Below are 15,852 nucleotides of genomic sequence, written 5' to 3'. Positions count from 1 at the left end.
AGGGGGGCTTCGAGTCAGCTTCATCCCACACATGGTTGTTGGGATCGGTAGCCGAAACGAACGCAAGAATTTCGCAAATGGCAGGCGATAACTTAGGCCCCCGTCGCTCATCGTCGAGCACTGGTGCGGCCCAACACACCTAGACCGCTTCGCCCGCGACGGCTAAAACGCCGTCGGCGGGGAGGCAATCACAAACAGAAGGAGAACAACATGCTCGGTTACCGAGTGCCGAATCCCGATCAGGCCATGCTGATTTCGGGTGGCAAGCAAAAGACCGAAGGCGCGCAGTTCAAGGTGGTGATCGGGCACGGCGCGTGGGTATTGCCGGGCTTCCGCAAGGTGAGATTTCTAGGACTCGACCTGCACAAGGTGGAGATCGAGGAGACGTGCCGCAGCACCGAAGGAATCCTGCTCAACCTCAAGGCGGTAGTGGCTTTCAAGGTCCAGTCCGACATTCCCGCGGTCAACGCGGCAGCTCAACGCTTTCTCGGTGAGCAGCGAAAGGGCGAGATGGAGGACATGACCCGCAACATCTTCGCCGGGCACCTCCGCTCCATCGTCGGGGCCATGAAGGTTGTCGACATCCACCGCAACCGCGACGCATTGGCTGAGGAGATTCTCAAGCAGTCACAGTTCGAGATGAGCAAACTCGGACTCACGGTGGACTCGCTGCAGATCGAGCACTTCGACGATGCCGGCTCGGGCTACCTCGACAACCTCGCTGCGCCTCACCTTGCCGAAGCTGCCAAGGAGGCTGCCATTGCTGCCGCTCGAGCAGATCAGGAATCAGCCCAGGCCCGGCAAGAAGCCGAGCGCAAGAAGAACGACCAGATCCGCGAGACCCAACTCAAGCAGGCCGCGATCAAAGCCGAGGTGGACAAGGCGAACGCCGAGGCCAACGCGGCAGGCCAGCTGGCCCAGGCCGACGTGGAGCGCCAGGTGCTGGAGCGCCGGCACGCGGTTGCCGACACCAATGCTGCGCTGCGTGAGCGTGAGTTGGTCGGCGAGCAGATCAAGCCCGCAGAGGCCGAAGCTCGGCGGGTGCGTATCGAAGCCGACGCCCAAACCAGTGCAGCCGAGGCGGCCGCCAAACGTGCCGGATTCGAGGCCGAAGCCGCCGCCACTCGCGAGGTCAAGCAGGCCCAGGCTGCGGCGGCCAAGGTCAAACTCGATGCTGAGGCCCAGCGTGACGCCGCATCCTTCAAGGCCGAGGCCACCCGCGCCGAGGGTGAGGCCAAAGCGGCTGCCCGTCGGGCCGAGGGTGAAGCTGAAGCCGCGGCAAAGCAGGCGTACGAACTGGCCGAGGCTGCCGGTGCGCTGAAGAAAGCAGAGGCGCTGGCGGCCAACAACAACGCCCAGATCGAGGCCAAGCGGGTCGAAGTCATGCCTGACATCGCGCGCGAGCTGGCCCAGGGTCTCGGCTTGCAGCACGCCAACCTCAATATCCTCAACGGCGGTTCGGGGCTGGCCGAGTTGATCGGTGCTCTCGGCCCGATTTATCAGATGGTCACGAGCATGTTCGGGCCCAAGCCGCCCGACTTCGCTGACAACGGGAAGCCGGCCAACGGCGCCGACATCTCGCAGGTGTGGCGCGATGTCGAGGACGGCGACAAGGCGTTTCAGCGCGACGGGGTGGCGAGCCAGTGACCTACTTTCCGGTGAATCGGGGATCGCGTTTGGCTGCGAACGCGGCCAAACCTTCCTTCGCATCTTGTGAGGTCATCACCTCGACGACGAAGCGTTGTTCGATCTTTCGGGCGTCAGCATCGTCCAGCCAACCGCTGGCCAGAATGGAAGCCTTCGCGTTTCGAACCGCCAGTGGGCCGTTAGCCGCGACGCGGGTAGCGATTTCACGGGCCTTCGCTAACGAATGCCCTTTCGGCACAACGTGTCCGACCAGCCCGAAGTGGTATGCCTCAGCCGCTGTCAATGGCTCGCCGGTCAAAAGCATCTCCATGGCCTTGGTGTAGGGGATCTGGCGCTTGAGCCGCACCGTGGAACCCGCGCCGGCAATGAGCCCGAACTTGGCTTCGGGCAATCCGAAGACCGCCTGCTCCTCGGCGATGCGAATATCGGTCTGCTGCAGCATTTCACACCCACCGCCCAGGCACGGGCCGTTGACGGCAGCGATGAGCGGTTTGCTCAGGCTGCGGGTTAGCAGCAGTCCGTCGGTGATGATCGTTCCGCGTGACTTCGGCGGAGTCTCGTCGCTGTCTTTAGCGCCCTTGGCGCGCTTCACCATCCACCCATCGGCGAGATCGCCGCCCACACAGTAGGAGTCGCCGGAACCGGTGAGGATGGCAACACGTATGCCGTCGTCGGCATCGATCTCATCCCACGCCTGAGCTATCAACGCGATCATTTCGGGGGTCAGTGCATTCTTGCGGCGTGGGTTGTTCATCGTCAGGACGACGACGTTGCCGTCGCGTTCGAAGGTGAGGTGCTGGTCGCTCATCTGCTACTCCTGACAGTCCTTTTCGGCCATGCCGGACCGCCGAGTCAGGCGGCCACCAAATCCATTCGCTGTTGGACGATTTCATCGTGGTTGACGCGTGCGCCACCGGCAGACGAAATCTATCAAGCCTGGACTAGCCGCGAGCCGCTTTGCTGCGGTCCCTTCTTCCGTAGCCATTGCGAGGAAATCTGTCTGCGGTAGCCTTGGCACCGGATTTTGTCCAGCGAAACCGCTTATCACAGCGGTCTTGTGGGGATGGAGAACATGCGGTGAGGACACATCTCAATTGATGTCCTTCGGGCGGCGGGTTGCCGTGCTGACGGAAGTGCTCGCAGCGGTCGCGCTGCTGGTGCAGTGCACCGCCGCGCCACCGCCACGTGCGGCCACACCCTCACCTTCCGTTACGCCGTCGACGCCGGCCGCGGCGTCGTCATCGGTCACCGCGTCGTCGTCGGTCACCCCGTCGTCGTCGCCTAGTGCGCCGCCGGCACCTGCGGCTGCGACGGTGGAGCCGGTCACCGCCGCCGAACTCGGCACGACCTGGCGGCCGGGTTGCCCCGTCGAGCCGGAGCACCTGCGACGGGTGGACGTGGACTACATCGGTTTCGACGGCCAGACCCACCGCGGCGAACTGGTCGTGCACGAGGAGCTGGTGCGGGATGTCATCGCAATCTTCGAGCAGCTTTACCGACTGCACTATCCCGTTGACAAGATCCGCACAGTCGAGCATTATTCGGACGCCGATGACGAGTTATCCATGGAGGACAACAACACTTCGGCGTTCAACTGCCGATACATTCCAGGAACCGACGAATGGTCTCCACACGCTTACGGCCGGGCTATCGACATCAATACGCTGCTCAACCCGTGCCTGTACGCCAGCGGATATTTCGAACCGCGGAACGCGGCGCCCTATCTGGACCGCAGCCGCACCGACCCAGGACTCTTACACAATGACGACCCGGCCGTGCGCGTCTTCACGGACCGTGGCTGGCAGTGGGGTGGCTATTGGGCGGTTTCCACCGACTACCAACATTTCGAGCGGCCCTGAGCATGCGCCGAATCTAAAGGCCCAGGGCACGGGCTGCGGCCGTCGCGACCTTGCCTCGTATATCCGAGATCGGTGGACTTCCTCGCGTGTGAATCGAATTCGTGAGCATTACTAGGTAGCTATCTGAGTCTGGGTCCAGCCAAATCGAGGTTCCGGTAAAGCCCGTGTGACCAAAGCTGCCGACGGGAAAGACCATTCCTCGCGGCATGGAGAGAGGCGTATCGATATCCCAGCCAAAGCCGCGAAGGTTTTGCCCCGCGATCGCCGGATAGTGCGGAGCGAGCAGCGTATCCGGTTTGTTCGGTCGCTTTGCGATGGCGTCTCGAGCGGCAGCGTTCGCTGCTTGAAGTTGCTGAGCTGAGTGGCCCGGCTGCTGGGGAGCCGTCATCAACTCAAGCGTGGCTTGCGTCAGCGGGAAATCGCTCGGACGGCCCGCAAGCCGGTCGAGCAAGGCCTGCGCAAAGACGCCGACGTCGTGTGCCGTTGAGAACAAACCAGCATGCCCGGCCACTCCACCCATGCGCCGCGCCGTCGTGTCGTGCACGGTGCCCCGAAGCAGGCGATCAAGATCGGGATTCTTGCCCGGATCGGCCCTGCCCTCTTCGTCACGAGCTGTCGGTGCGATGCGCGACAACAGACCGGTGCGCCACGTACCTGCAGGACAAGCCGCCGGCACGCCGTCTTTGGGCGCGGGAGCCCACGCGATCGCCACTCCCCTGACCGTGTGCGGGCCACATGCTTTCGCAGGGGGAAGGTAGCGGGTCTCTTCCATGCCCAGCGGCGCGAATATGTGTTGCTGAACATAAACGTCTAGAGCCTCGCCGCTGATTTTTTCGACCATTGCCCCGAGCAGAATGAAGTTGATGTCCGAGTAGCGGAAAACCTCACCAGGGCCCGATTCCAGCGGCGTCGTGAGCGCACGACGAAGACCTTCTTCTTTATCGGCTCCGTCGAGTCCCCACGGGTCTTTGAGTTCTACATCTCCGGTCTCGCCTGAAGTATGCGTAAGCAACATGCGAAGGGTCACCGAGGCACGGCGTGGATCGTTCTCCGTGTTGAAGTCGGGCAGATAGCCCTGCACAGGATCGTCGAACTGAACCTGGCCTTGTTCGTAAAGCTGCATGACGGCAGTCGCCGTTGCGAGGCTCTTGGTCAACGACGCCAAGTCGAAGATCGTGTCCTCGGTCATCGGCTCCGCAGGTGCAGGCGATCCGTCAAGCCCGGGTTCGCCGGCAAGCTTGCGCGAGCCGTAAGCCTGACGGAAGGAGACCTTGCCTCCGTGCCCGATCACCACCACAGCCCCTGGCAGCCTGTTTGCCGCAATCGCATCGTTGATCAGCTTGGAGACGGTAGCGAACTCAGGTGCGGTAACCGGCTCGGGCAGCTTCGAGGGTATTGCGGACTCCGTTGTGGGAGCCGCAGGTGGCGTCTGCGTGGTCTGTCCCCTTTCGATCGCTGGTGAGGTGTGGTCCGCGTGTTCTGCATAGCCACGCGAGCAAGCCGTCACGAGTGCAAGAAAGGCGGTTCCGGCGGCAATGCCTGTTCGCATCGGCTTACCCAAGGCAAACCTGCCAAGAGAGCCTGCCAAGAGAGCCGTTGTCGTTCACGTGATTTCCCGCCGCCGCGTTTCACGGAATTCCACAGGTATTCGTCCCGCCATGATGCTGGGTCCGGCGGGGGGCTTGTCAAGCACGAGCAAGCGCATGGCGCCACTTTCTGGCCGCCGTGTCCGGCGCGATTCGCATGTGGAAATGAGTCGAACTGAGCTTAGTGTGGTCAGAAGAAGACGATCCCACGAACCGTCGCTATGCGGTTACCAATGCTATTGATGTGGCAACGGGATAAGGACGGGTACCAATGAACATCGACGAGGAGTCCGTCACCACGCTGGAGGATCTCCGAGGCGATCTGGCGGGTCGGTACAAGTGGGCGCCAAGCGGCGGAAGCTCGGTCGACAGCGGGACTGTCGAGGCCGATATGGCGGCTCTCGACCGCGACGGCTACGTCATTTGGGAGAACCTGCTCAGTACCGAGCAGTGCCGGCAAATCCGTGAGGTCGTGCGCCCGTGGCTGGGCCACACCGGACGCAACACCTTCGAAGGCCGGCGCACCCAACGCATCTACAGCGTGCTGAGCAGGACGCGAGTGTGCGACCGGCTCGTCGACCATCCAAGGGTGCTGGCGGTGCTCGATCAATTGCTGATGCCCAATTACCTGCTTTCGGCCTTGCAGGCCATCAACATTCAGCCCGGAGAGACCGCGCAGCTGCCGCACCACGACGACGGGTTCTACCCGATTCCGCGTCCACGGGCGCCGTTGGCGGCGGCGACGATCTGGGCGATCGACGACTTCATTGAGGACAACGGCGCGACGGTGGTCATACCCGGCAGCCACCGCTGGGGCAAACGTCGGCCAGGCGCAGACGATCAAGCGATACCCGTGGTTATGCCGGCCGGCTCGTGCGTCTTCTTCGTGGGCACCCTGTGGCATGGCGGAGGCGCTAACACCACCACTGAGGAGCGCCTGGCCGTCACCGCCCAATACTGCCAACCGTGGCTGCGACCTATGGAGGCCTTCACCCTGTCGATCTCGCGTGACATCGCTCGAACGGTCTCCGACGACATTCGCCGGATGCTCGGCTACAGCATCCACCCGCCGTTCGTCGGCGCGGTCGACGGTCTGCACCCGCTGCGGCTGCTGGACCCCGGACAGGACTTGTAGCACTTTCTCAGTGGAGCTGAGCCGTCAACGACGACGCCACGACGCCGTCGACCGGAGAATGAGCCTGTTCCAGGTGGAGTTTCGGGACATTTTCGTCGAGATGGAAAGTATTCGGCTCGCGCCTGCCGCCGCGACGCGGACAGCCCACGAATCGACCATCGCCATGTGTCCCAGCCAACCAACCGACGTGGCCATCGCGCGGTATTGCTGCAGGAGCTGCCGGTGGGCGGCCTCGTCGCCGCGGGCGCCGGCCAGCAGCGCGCGTAGCCGCGTCAGCCAGATCGTGCGCAGCACCAACCCGTCGTCAAGCGGCGCGCTTGCTAACCGCTCGATCGCGGTCTCGGCTTCCTGCAGATCGGCCTTGCCGCCGCGAGCCAGCAGCGCCTCCACGAACACGGCGGTGGCCATGATGAACCAGCTGAGTTGACCTGCCTCGAACAGCTCGTCCACGGCCGCCCGCAATGCCGGGACGGCACCATCGAGGTCTCCACGCCTGGCCTGCTCCCATGCGGTATAGGTCTCGACGATCGGCAGCTCGGACAAGGTGAAGTGCCCGTGCAGGCACATGTCGCGCAGTTGGGCCAGCACATCGAGGCCGCGCTCACGGTCTGTCGCGGAGTCGCTGTGCATCAGCGCCAACCCCATCGCCAATCGGGCGTTGCCCAGCGCGAAATCGTCACCGGATCGTTCGGCGATCTGCAGCGCCTCATCGATCAGGTCCAGCGTGGCCTCGTTGACCAGCAGCGCCCCCGCGCATATCCCTATTCCGTAGGAGGCGATCACAATGGCGTACGTCGTCGGGTCCGTCTCGCGGGCCATGGGGACGGTGACCGCGAGGTCGGCCAGCCACTCGGATTTTGGGTGGCCCAGAACCCCTCGACTGAAAAAGCGCGTCTGATGCGCCATCGCCAACGGTGACCCGAGGATGAAGTTGCCTTTGGTGGGATCGCCGTCGGCCAACTCGATGACAGATTGCGACCAGCGCAGCACGTCGGCCCATTCCCCGGTCTCCATCTTGACGAGAACCGCGAAGAACGACAGCCCGATCGTCATGATCGGATCCGCGACCGCCTCGACCAGGGCCATGAGTTCGTCGGCCAGCGCCGACGCCTCCCGCGCTTGGCCATGCAGCCAGTGGTTCGCCACCTGCCCGGCCATGCCCGTCGCCAACGATGCTTTGTCGCCGGCGAGCGAGCTCAGTTCACGCAACTCCTCAAACGGCGCGGAGGAGCTGTCCGCATGGACTCGCCAGGCGGTGCCACATAGCTGGGTGCGCGGCGCGATACGCATCGCGGTGCGCTCCGGATCGTCGGGGGGCAACGCGTCGGCGATCTCGCGTGCGCGCTGCCAACTCAGCCGCGCCGCGGCCATGTCGCGGTGCGTCGACCATGCGCCGGCTCGCATGTGCCAGCCGTACGCGAGCTGCACATCGCCGGCTGCCTCCAGGTTCTCGGCGATCACCGACGCGTTCTTCTCGACCGATCCCGGGTCGCCGGCCTCGATGGCCGCGGCCAGGCGCCGGTGCAGCTTGGCACGCTCTGATTTGAGTTGTGATTCGTAGGCCACCGCCTGGATCAACGGATGCCGGAACGCGTACTCGGCGGGCGGGGTGAAACGCACCTGATCAATCAATTCCGCGTCGACCAGCGCCTCGAGGGCCGGATCGATTCCCAGGCTGGTCAGCAGATCCGGACTGAACTGTGATCCGATCACCGCTGCCGCGCTCAGCGTCTGTTTGGCCGCCGGTTCGAGACGGTCGATGCGCGCACCGATCACCGCCTCCACGGTGGCCGGCACGTGGACCTTGGCCACATCGGTGTGGCACCGGTAGCTACCGCGCTCGCCCTCCAGCACACCGCGTTCGGCAAGCTCGCGGACCATTTCCTCGGCGAAAAACGGGTTACCGGCGGTCGTTTCGGTGATCAGTGCCGCTACCGCGCCCACCGTGGGATCCGCGCCCAACAGCTCACCCACCAATGCTGAGACGTCCGCATCATCCAGTGGGTCCAGCGCCACCGTCTGCGCACCGGGCACCTGGGCGAGCACCCCGTGGTAGTGGGGGCGGTAGGTGATCAGCGCCATCGACGGTGTCTTCGGGATCACCTTCAAGAATTCGGCCAGCATGGATTCGCTGACCGCGTCGATCCAATGCACGTCTTCGAGGATGTAGAGCCTCGGCTCGGTACGCGCCAACGTCACCGCGTTGATCAGCGCGGTCAACCGGCGTCCCCGCGCGGCCGGGTCGATGGGCGGCAACGTCGCATCCGGGTCGCGGATGCCCAGCAGGTCATCCAGCAACACCAAATCCTGCGGGTCGACGCCGTCGGGAACCTGGCCGCGCACCCGCGCCCGCGCAGCCTCGCCGTCCAGATCGCTGATCCCCGCGATCGTTCGCAGCAGCCGCGCCACCACATGAAACGAGATGTCACCGGCATGAGACTCGCAACAGGTCGAGAACACTTCGACACCACGACGGCGCGCGATCGCCGCGGTCTCGTGAACCAGCCGACTCTTGCCGATGCCCGGCGGTCCCCCGATACACGCGACACCCCCGTGACCACCGGCCAATCGATCCAACATGCCTGTGACGACGGTCATTTCCCATTGGCGCCCCACCAACGTGGAGTCGAAACGAGCGGCCCCGCCCGCCTGCGCCGCTACCCCCAGCAGGCGACGCGCCGGCATCGGTGCGTGAGCGCCGTCGATCTGCACCAGCTGCGGCTTACCCAGCACTACGGCGTTTTCGACCAGTCGGGCGCTCGACGCGCTGAGCATGACCCCGCCGGGCGCCGCCACGGACTCCATGCGCTGCGCGATACCGGCCTGCTCTCCGACCAAACCCAGGGGCGAACCGACCCCACCCGCGATGACCCGGCCCGAATTGAGGCCGATGCGCAATCGCAGGTCCCCGCCGTCGCGGCGTTCGACCTCGTCAGCCAGCCCCCTGGCCTCCTGCTGGATTCCCAGGGCCGCCAAACAGGCGCGAAGCGCATGATCCTCCAACGCCGCCGGCGCGCCGAACACCGCCAAAATCCCTCCGCCGGTGGACTTCTCGACCATCCCGCCATAGCGCTGCACTACCACCGCGCAGCGGTTGACCAGGTCGGTCATCATCTCGTGAAACCGCTCCACACCGACGGCCGCGGCCAGATCGGTCGAATCGACCACACTGGCGGACAGCACCGTCACCTGCTTGAGCTCAGCAGTTGGTTTGATCGCTGTGGATGCGGGCGCGGCTGCCCGTCGCTTCTCAGTGCTTGTCGCGTCGGCCGGGTCCTCGATCCACGTCGGCGCGTGTGCTGGCCTGGCTTGTGCCGTGGTAAGCGCCCCACTGAGCGCTCGGCGGGCGGCGACGGCCAGCTGGCTGGCGGACTGGTAGCGCTGCCCGGGATCCTTGGCCATGCCGCGCGCGACCACGTCATCGAACCCGCGCGGGATTTCGGGGTCGAAAATGCTGGGTTTCGGGGGGTCTTTGGTGAGGTGCGCAGCGACCTGCTCCTCGATGCTGTTCCCCGGATAGGGCAGTTGCGCGGTCAGGCATTCATACAGGACACACGCCAACGAGTACACATCGGCGCGCGCGTCGCAGGTGCCGGTGCCATAGCGTTCGGGCGCCATGTATGACCATGTGCCCACCGTCAGGCCGGTACCTGTCAGCCTGGCAGCCGACGCGTCGTGGGCGATGCCGAAATCGATCAGATACACGAAATCCTGAGCGGTCACCAGCGCGTTCGACGGTTTGACATCGCGGTGCACCAAGTTCGCTTCATGCGCGGCATCCAGCGCCGCGGCCAGTTGCTCGATCACCACTACAGCGCGCTCCGTGGCCATCGGCCCGTCGCGAGTGAGCAGTGTTTGCAGGTCGGTGCCTTTGATGACCGGCATCACCAGATACAACTGGTCGTCGATTTCGCCGGCCTCGTGGATCGGGATGATGTGCGGCTCGGTCAATTTCGCCGCCGTGTAGGCCTCGCGACGGAACCTTTCGGCGTAGCCAGGCTTCGTGATGAGTTCGGGCGACAACAACTTGATCGCCACGTCGCGTTGCATCACGGTGTCGTGGGCCTTATAGACCTTGCCCATGCCGCCGCGGCCGATCAGCTCGATCAGCCGGTAGCGGCCCAACACCACCTCATCCATGGGCCACCCTTCCCAAGGTATGCAGGTGCCGTTGATGCTACCAACGCCGTCCTAACGCTTGTGTTTGCTCTGGTTTCCGTCGTGTCGGCGTCAGTTTGTGATGGAAGCGAATAGGGCCACCTAAGCCCTGACAGAAAATTGCGCACTTCTAGGTGACCACCCATCTCGCCAGATCAGCTGGGCCGTCACAAACTAACTCACTCGGGCTGTCGATAGAAAAAAGAAACTTGCCAGAGCGTGTGGCACCGACCAGTAAATTGCCAATGGGGCTTCCGGGACGAACCATACGTCGAAATCGCGCTGTACTGGCGAAACGTTGAAAGCAATTGCGAGAAACTCCGTGAAACGACGCCGGGTGATCTGCGGATATCGAGAGTGTTGACGGCATCAACAGCCACGCCACATGCCATTGATCGGACGCCGAGCAATCATCAACAAACAAAAACAGCTAGTCAACCCCCCATGACGGCGTGAGGTTTGAAACCAGCGAGTTTGGATACGCAGCAGAAGTGGTCGAGCAAGTAGCTACCACTTTTAAATCACAGGAACAGAGCGGAAGGAGTTCCACGTGATGTTCTCCAAGGTCGCCATGAAGGCGACAGCAGCTGCGGCTGGCATCGCGATGGCAGGGGTCCTGACGGCGACACCGGCGCTCGCCGACCCGCAAGTCGTAGCGTTCGGCCAATCGGCAGAGATTCCCAGCACGGGTGGGACCATCGACTACACCGTGGGCAGCCTACAACCCAGCGGCCACAACGATGGCATCTGGTTTTCCGAAGTGACGGCCAGGTCCGTAGCCGGCACCCCGACCCCGGTCATCGCCGACTTCAACGCGCGTGCGGTTAACAGTTCGACCTACGCGGTGATGAAGGGCAACGAGGTGGACGGCCTGCCCAACCAGCCGATCGCGCAGGGCAACCAAGCAACCGGGAGGCTTTACTTCGACGTTCGAGGTGGCACAGCACCCGACAGCGTTGTCTACCGGGATGCCGCCGGCGCCGACAAGGTCGTCTGGAAAGCTAGCTAGCCCAAACTGAATCTGCTACGTAGCCCTTGAACTGGGTTGCCGCGGTCACTGGCGCGGATACTCGCTCGCGAACTCCCGGGGTTGCTCGGCTGCCCGGGAGTCATCGTGCTCGGTGACGACAGTGGGCATCGGACGTTCGTTCACCGAGAGCTGGAAGATGTCAGGCCTGGCGTAATGCCCGACGACGTCGAGGTCGTATTTGCCTTCCGCGATCTGGCCGAGGTCGAGATCGGCTCGAACGATCGCTTCGCCTGAGAGCGCGGGTCCGGCGAGGATTTGGCCGAGGGGCGAAACGATCACGGACGCGCCGCGGCAGAGCACGCCGTCCGATTCGTGGTCGCCTTCGATTGGGTAATCCTCGGGATAATCGTCACGGCGCACGAACTGGTTGGCCGAGAGCACGAAGCAGCGACCCTCGCAGGCGATGTGCTGCATTGAGGCGATCCAGCTATCGCGGGGATCGGCGGTCGGGGCGCAATAGATCTGGATTCCTTTCGCGTACATCGCCGTCCGCAGCAGAGGCATGTAATTCTCCCAGCAGATCACGGCGCCGAGCCGGCCGATTGGCGTGTCGAACACCGGCATCGTGGAACCATCGCCGCTGCCCCAGACCATTCTCTCGGCCGCGGTTGGCACGAGCTTGCGATGCTTACCCGTGTACTCGCCGGAGCGCGAGAAGAACAGCACGGTGCAGTACAACGTGCCGCGGTCGCGCTCTATGACACCGATCACGAGCTGGACGGCGTTTTCGCCGGCGATGGCTGCGAGTCGGTCGACGGCTGGGCCGGGGACGTCGATCGACGATTCCCAATAGCGGCGGAACCAGGCCCGCCCTTCTGGTGTTCGCGATCCCATGGTTGCGCCGAACGTCAGCCCACGCGGATAGCACGACACAAACGCTTCCGGGAAGAGCACGAGATCCGCTCCACCCGCAGCACTCTCGGCCGTCAGGCGTTCAACCTTCGCCAGCGTCGCCTTGAGGTCAAACGCCACAGGCGCAGCTTGTACGACGGCAGCTCGCACGATCCTGGGTGCCATACCGCCACCCATGGACCCCGTCATCGCGTCTCCCGGTATTTATCGCTCGGAGCGCGAACGGCGCCCTCGATCAGGGAAGTTTGACGCTCGCGAGCGAGCGCCGCAAGTGGCCTCTCAGTCAGCACCGCTTGCAAGATCGCGAACCTCAATCGGCGCTGGTGCGCAAGGAAGAAGGGCCGGACAGAATCGTGCAATTTAATTGCTTCCTCCCACCTTGGCCCAAGACGGCGCGTTCGTGCAACGTTTCCGGCGAGAAGCAGAAGCAGCGGCGCAGGTGAATGAGCAACACGTCATTCCCATCCATAGTGACGGCCAGGTCCGTAGCCGGATCCCCGACCCCAGTGATCGCCGACTTCAACGCGCGTGCGGTTAACAGTTCGACCTTCTTTTCGCCGCCAACGCGGAGCGTGTCTACCGCTGTTAGCGCTTCTGCGTCATAACGCGGCGCATTTGCCCGTAGGCGTCGATGGGGCTGTGCAGCGCCAAACCGCCGTCGACAAACAGCGTCTGCCCAGTGACCCACGACATTTCGAGAACCGCAACGATGGCTTCGGCGATGTCGTCGGCCTCGCCGAGACGGCCGAGCGCGGTTCTTTCGGTGAGTCCGTCGACCCATCCGGGTAGCTTCTCGGGTTCGGCCAGCATCGGCGTGCGGGTCACACCCGGTCCGACAGCATTGACGCGGATATTGTGCGGACCCCACTCCGCCGCGGCGACCCGCACCAACATGTCGATCCCGGCCTTGGAAACGCAGTAGGCGCCCATGTCGCGGTCGCAGATCGTCCCGCTGATGCTGGAGACGGCGACCATCGACCCGCCCGATCCGTGGTCGACCATCACCTGCGCGACGGCGCGCATGGTCAGCCAGGTTCCTGTCAAGTTGATGTCGATGACCCGACGCCAGTCCGCGGGCGTTTGGTCGAGCAGTAGGCCCGATGCGCCGATTCCTGCGCATGCGACGAGTCGGCTGGGTACTCCATGCTCGGTGACCGTGCGTTCGATCGCGTCTGACACCGAATCGGGATCGCTGATGTCACAAGCGACGTCACTGCCCTTGACGTCCCACACCACGATGGGGTGGCCCGCGGCGCGAAGGCGGTCCACCACGGCGCGACCGATACCGGATCCGCCACCGGTGACGACGACGGTCACTGCGGTGGTCCGATCAGCTCGACGCGGACGCCATCGGGCGCGGTGATCACCGCCATCGCTACCTTCTTCCCATCGGGCGCAGGCATGTCGATCTGCCGTACGCCTTCATCGAAGCCGAGGTCTGCCAGCCTAGCCAGTGTGGTGTCGACCTCGCGCTGCAATGACAACAGGAAAAACCCGAACGCCGGAACGTCGATCGGCGGCGGCCCGGTCTCGACGTGTTGCAGCACAACCAGTTCCACGATGCCCGTGTCGGGGGTATCGGGATCGCCGAGGAAGATCGACCGGAGCTGATCAGCGGCCGCCCCGAACAACGTCGGCCAATCTCCGGTGAAGGTGTGGTCGAACAATTCGACGAAGCCCAGACCGTCGCGCCAGAATCGCAACGAGGCCCCGACATCGGCGGTCACTATCGCCGTGTGGTGGATTCCTAGCATGAAATCGGCTCCTTCCAGTCAAACTCGTCGAGTCCCACGCGAGCGAGCATCTCAGCGAACGTCGTTCCGCTGAAGGGAAACTGGGTAACGACCTTTCCGTTGGGATGACGGTAATAGCTGTTGCAGTTCGCCAGCCATACGGTGCCCTTCATTGCCTGTTGGATCTCGACGTTGTACCGGTCGTGAATCTCGCGTTTGATGTCGATGGCTCGCACCCGGGCCGCGGTCTTCTCATCAAGGATGCGACGGACGAACTCGGCCTGGGCCTCCAGGATGTAGATGATCGAGGTGACGCCATTCGTGTTGGGTCCGTACAAGGTGAACAGATTGGGATAACCCGGAACGACGGTGCCCAGGTAGGCCTCAGCGCCACAACGCCAGTCATCCCGCAGTCGCCGTCCACCGCTGCCCTGCACACCAAGGCTCAGTAGGTAGTCGGCGGCACGGAAGCCAGTTCCGTATATGACGGTGTCGACTTCGTGCTGCTTGCCGTCGGCGGTGCGCAGGCCATGTTCGGTGAACTCGACGATCGGCGAAGGCGCCAGTGTCACGTTCGGCCGCAGGAAAGTGGGTAACCAAGCGCGCGATTGCAATGGTCGTTTGCAGCCGACCGGATAGGACGGGGTGAGCTTGGCACGCAGCTCCGGGTCTGGGACTTTGCGAGCAAGATACTCGCGGGCTGTCTTGGTCAGTTCCTTCGTCATATCGGAATCTGCACCGAAGTCAGCGGCCTCGTATGCCTGGTATGCGGCGTCGCGGATCTTGAGCGCCTCTTCGGGATCGCGCTCGAAAAGCTCTTGCTGCTCGGGAGTGAACGGTTCGTCATAGCGTGGGCTGACCCAGATCGGAGTGCGCTGGAACACCGTCAGGTGGGCGGCGTCAGCCGCGATCTCAGGTACGTACTGAATGGCGCTCGCGCCGGTGCCGATCGATGCGATTCGTTCTCCCGCAGTCGGTTTGGTGTGATCCCATTGCGACGAATGAAATGTTCGGCCACGGAATCGGTTGGCGCCGGGGAAGTCAGGAATATAGGGCACGTCAAGCATTCCGACGGCGCTGATCACGACGTCGAAGTTATGGGTAGTGCCGTCGTCTGTGGTGACCGACCAGCGCAACGCTTCGTCATCCCAACACAACTGGCTCACACCCGTGTTGCCGACGAAATGCGCGTGCAATCCGTGCTCTGATGCGACGCGATCCAGATAGGCGAGGATTTCTGGCTGCGGAGCGAACGTCCTACTCCAGCGAGGATTCAACGCGAATGAAAACGAATAGAAGTGAGATGGGACATCGCAAGCCGCGCCAGGATATGTGTTGTGACGCCACGTACCACCGAAGCCGTCGGCGCGATCGAAGATCGTGAACCGGTAGCCGCCGCGGGCGAGGTGCACACCCATCGCGATACCGCCCGGGCCGGCACCGATGACTGCCACGGTCGGCTCGCCGCCCATCAGCCGTCCGTGCCTGGCGAGGAATGCGACGACGTTTCGGCATCGCGTCGCAGCTTGACCGACATGCCGCCTCCCGACGATCTCGTTTGCATGCTCAGCCGGAGCTCTCCGCGCGTCACCGGATTATGCGACACAAACAGACTATATGTAACACCCTGCAGCCCGTTGCGGCCGGGTGCGCCGGGGCGGTCCCGACCCGTTCTCGACGGTCATGTCATCGAGTGCCTCGCGCTGTGTCGGAGCGTGAATGCTCGTATGAAACAGCAGGTCTGAACCCCTCACCGGTCTCAACGACCGTTGTGCCCCAGAACTCCCCCCTGGACAGAGTCATGATAAGCGGCATATTCACTCGATGATCCGTCGGTACGACCACAAATGTA

At 63.5% G+C, this 15,852-nt stretch carries 11 protein-coding genes and 1 pseudogene; 5 read left to right on the top strand and 7 right to left on the bottom strand.

What is annotated here, in order from left to right; translation table 11 throughout:
- The first annotated feature begins 210 nt into the window (after window positions 1-210).
- A complete protein-coding gene (locus tag AC5Y21_RS03800; RefSeq protein WP_499909547.1) occupies window positions 211-1,647 on the top strand; it encodes an SPFH domain-containing protein in 1,437 nt (478 codons plus the stop codon).
- Between the two features lies 1 nt (window position 1,648).
- Here the strand turns inward: AC5Y21_RS03800 and AC5Y21_RS03795 are convergent, their stop codons facing one another.
- Window positions 1,649-2,455, bottom strand: coding sequence for an enoyl-CoA hydratase-related protein (locus tag AC5Y21_RS03795; protein WP_499909545.1), 807 nt, complete (start codon window positions 2,453-2,455; stop codon window positions 1,649-1,651).
- Window positions 2,456-2,744: 289 nt separating this feature from the next.
- On the opposite strand from AC5Y21_RS03795, the gene AC5Y21_RS03790 reads away from it, so the two are divergent.
- Complete coding sequence (locus AC5Y21_RS03790; RefSeq protein ID WP_499909543.1) at window positions 2,745-3,506, top strand: M15 family metallopeptidase; 762 nt, start codon at window positions 2,745-2,747, stop codon at window positions 3,504-3,506.
- Between the two features lie 13 nt (window positions 3,507-3,519).
- On the opposite strand, the gene AC5Y21_RS03785 is transcribed toward AC5Y21_RS03790, so the two are convergent.
- On the bottom strand, window positions 3,520-5,055 hold the full coding sequence (locus tag AC5Y21_RS03785) for a serine hydrolase domain-containing protein (protein WP_499909595.1): 1,536 nt from the start codon (window positions 5,053-5,055) through the stop codon (window positions 3,520-3,522).
- Between the two features lie 308 nt (window positions 5,056-5,363).
- Here AC5Y21_RS03785 and AC5Y21_RS03780 point away from each other — a divergent pair, with 308 nt between their 5' ends.
- Window positions 5,364-6,227, top strand: a complete 864-nt coding sequence (locus tag AC5Y21_RS03780; protein ID WP_499909541.1) for a phytanoyl-CoA dioxygenase family protein — start codon at window positions 5,364-5,366, stop codon at window positions 6,225-6,227.
- 24 nt (window positions 6,228-6,251) lie between these two features.
- On the opposite strand, the gene AC5Y21_RS03775 is transcribed toward AC5Y21_RS03780, so the two are convergent.
- Window positions 6,252-10,367 carry a serine/threonine-protein kinase gene (locus AC5Y21_RS03775; RefSeq protein ID WP_499909539.1) on the bottom strand — a complete coding sequence of 1,372 codons (4,116 nt, stop codon included), beginning with the start codon at window positions 10,365-10,367 and terminating at the stop codon, window positions 6,252-6,254.
- Between the two features lie 571 nt (window positions 10,368-10,938).
- Here AC5Y21_RS03775 and AC5Y21_RS03770 point away from each other — a divergent pair.
- Window positions 10,939-11,394 (top strand): DUF1942 domain-containing protein, encoded by a 456-nt coding sequence (locus AC5Y21_RS03770; RefSeq protein WP_499909593.1) that lies wholly within the window; start codon window positions 10,939-10,941, stop codon window positions 11,392-11,394.
- A 45-nt stretch (window positions 11,395-11,439) separates the two neighbouring features.
- Here AC5Y21_RS03770 and AC5Y21_RS03765 read toward each other — a convergent pair whose 3' ends face one another.
- Window positions 11,440-12,432, bottom strand: a complete 993-nt coding sequence (locus AC5Y21_RS03765) for a nitrilase-related carbon-nitrogen hydrolase (RefSeq protein WP_499909537.1) — start codon at window positions 12,430-12,432, stop codon at window positions 11,440-11,442.
- Between the two features lie 299 nt (window positions 12,433-12,731).
- Between AC5Y21_RS03765 and AC5Y21_RS03760 the strand changes: the two are divergent.
- A pseudogene (locus AC5Y21_RS03760) lies at window positions 12,732-12,818 on the top strand (DUF1942 domain-containing protein); the annotation flags it as partial.
- 34 nt (window positions 12,819-12,852) lie between these two features.
- Here AC5Y21_RS03760 and AC5Y21_RS03755 read toward each other — a convergent pair.
- From AC5Y21_RS03755 to AC5Y21_RS03745, 3 genes are read right to left on the bottom strand one after another with little or no spacing between them, the layout of a single operon-like run.
- On the bottom strand, window positions 12,853-13,584 hold the full coding sequence (locus AC5Y21_RS03755) for an SDR family NAD(P)-dependent oxidoreductase (protein ID WP_499909534.1): 732 nt from the start codon (window positions 13,582-13,584) through the stop codon (window positions 12,853-12,855).
- Window positions 13,581-14,021 (bottom strand): VOC family protein, encoded by a 441-nt coding sequence (locus AC5Y21_RS03750; RefSeq protein WP_499909532.1) that lies wholly within the window; start codon window positions 14,019-14,021, stop codon window positions 13,581-13,583. Before AC5Y21_RS03750 ends, AC5Y21_RS03755 begins: the two co-directional genes overlap by 4 nt.
- Window positions 14,015-15,472 (bottom strand): flavin-containing monooxygenase, encoded by a 1,458-nt coding sequence (locus AC5Y21_RS03745; RefSeq protein WP_499909530.1) that lies wholly within the window; start codon window positions 15,470-15,472, stop codon window positions 14,015-14,017. The genes AC5Y21_RS03750 and AC5Y21_RS03745 overlap by 7 nt, the downstream gene beginning before the upstream one ends.
- Window positions 15,473-15,852: the final 380 nt, after the last annotated feature.

It is taken from the genome of Mycobacterium sp. NGS41, from assembly GCF_059812725.1.
This window is presented reverse-complemented; position numbering and strand designations above follow the sequence as displayed.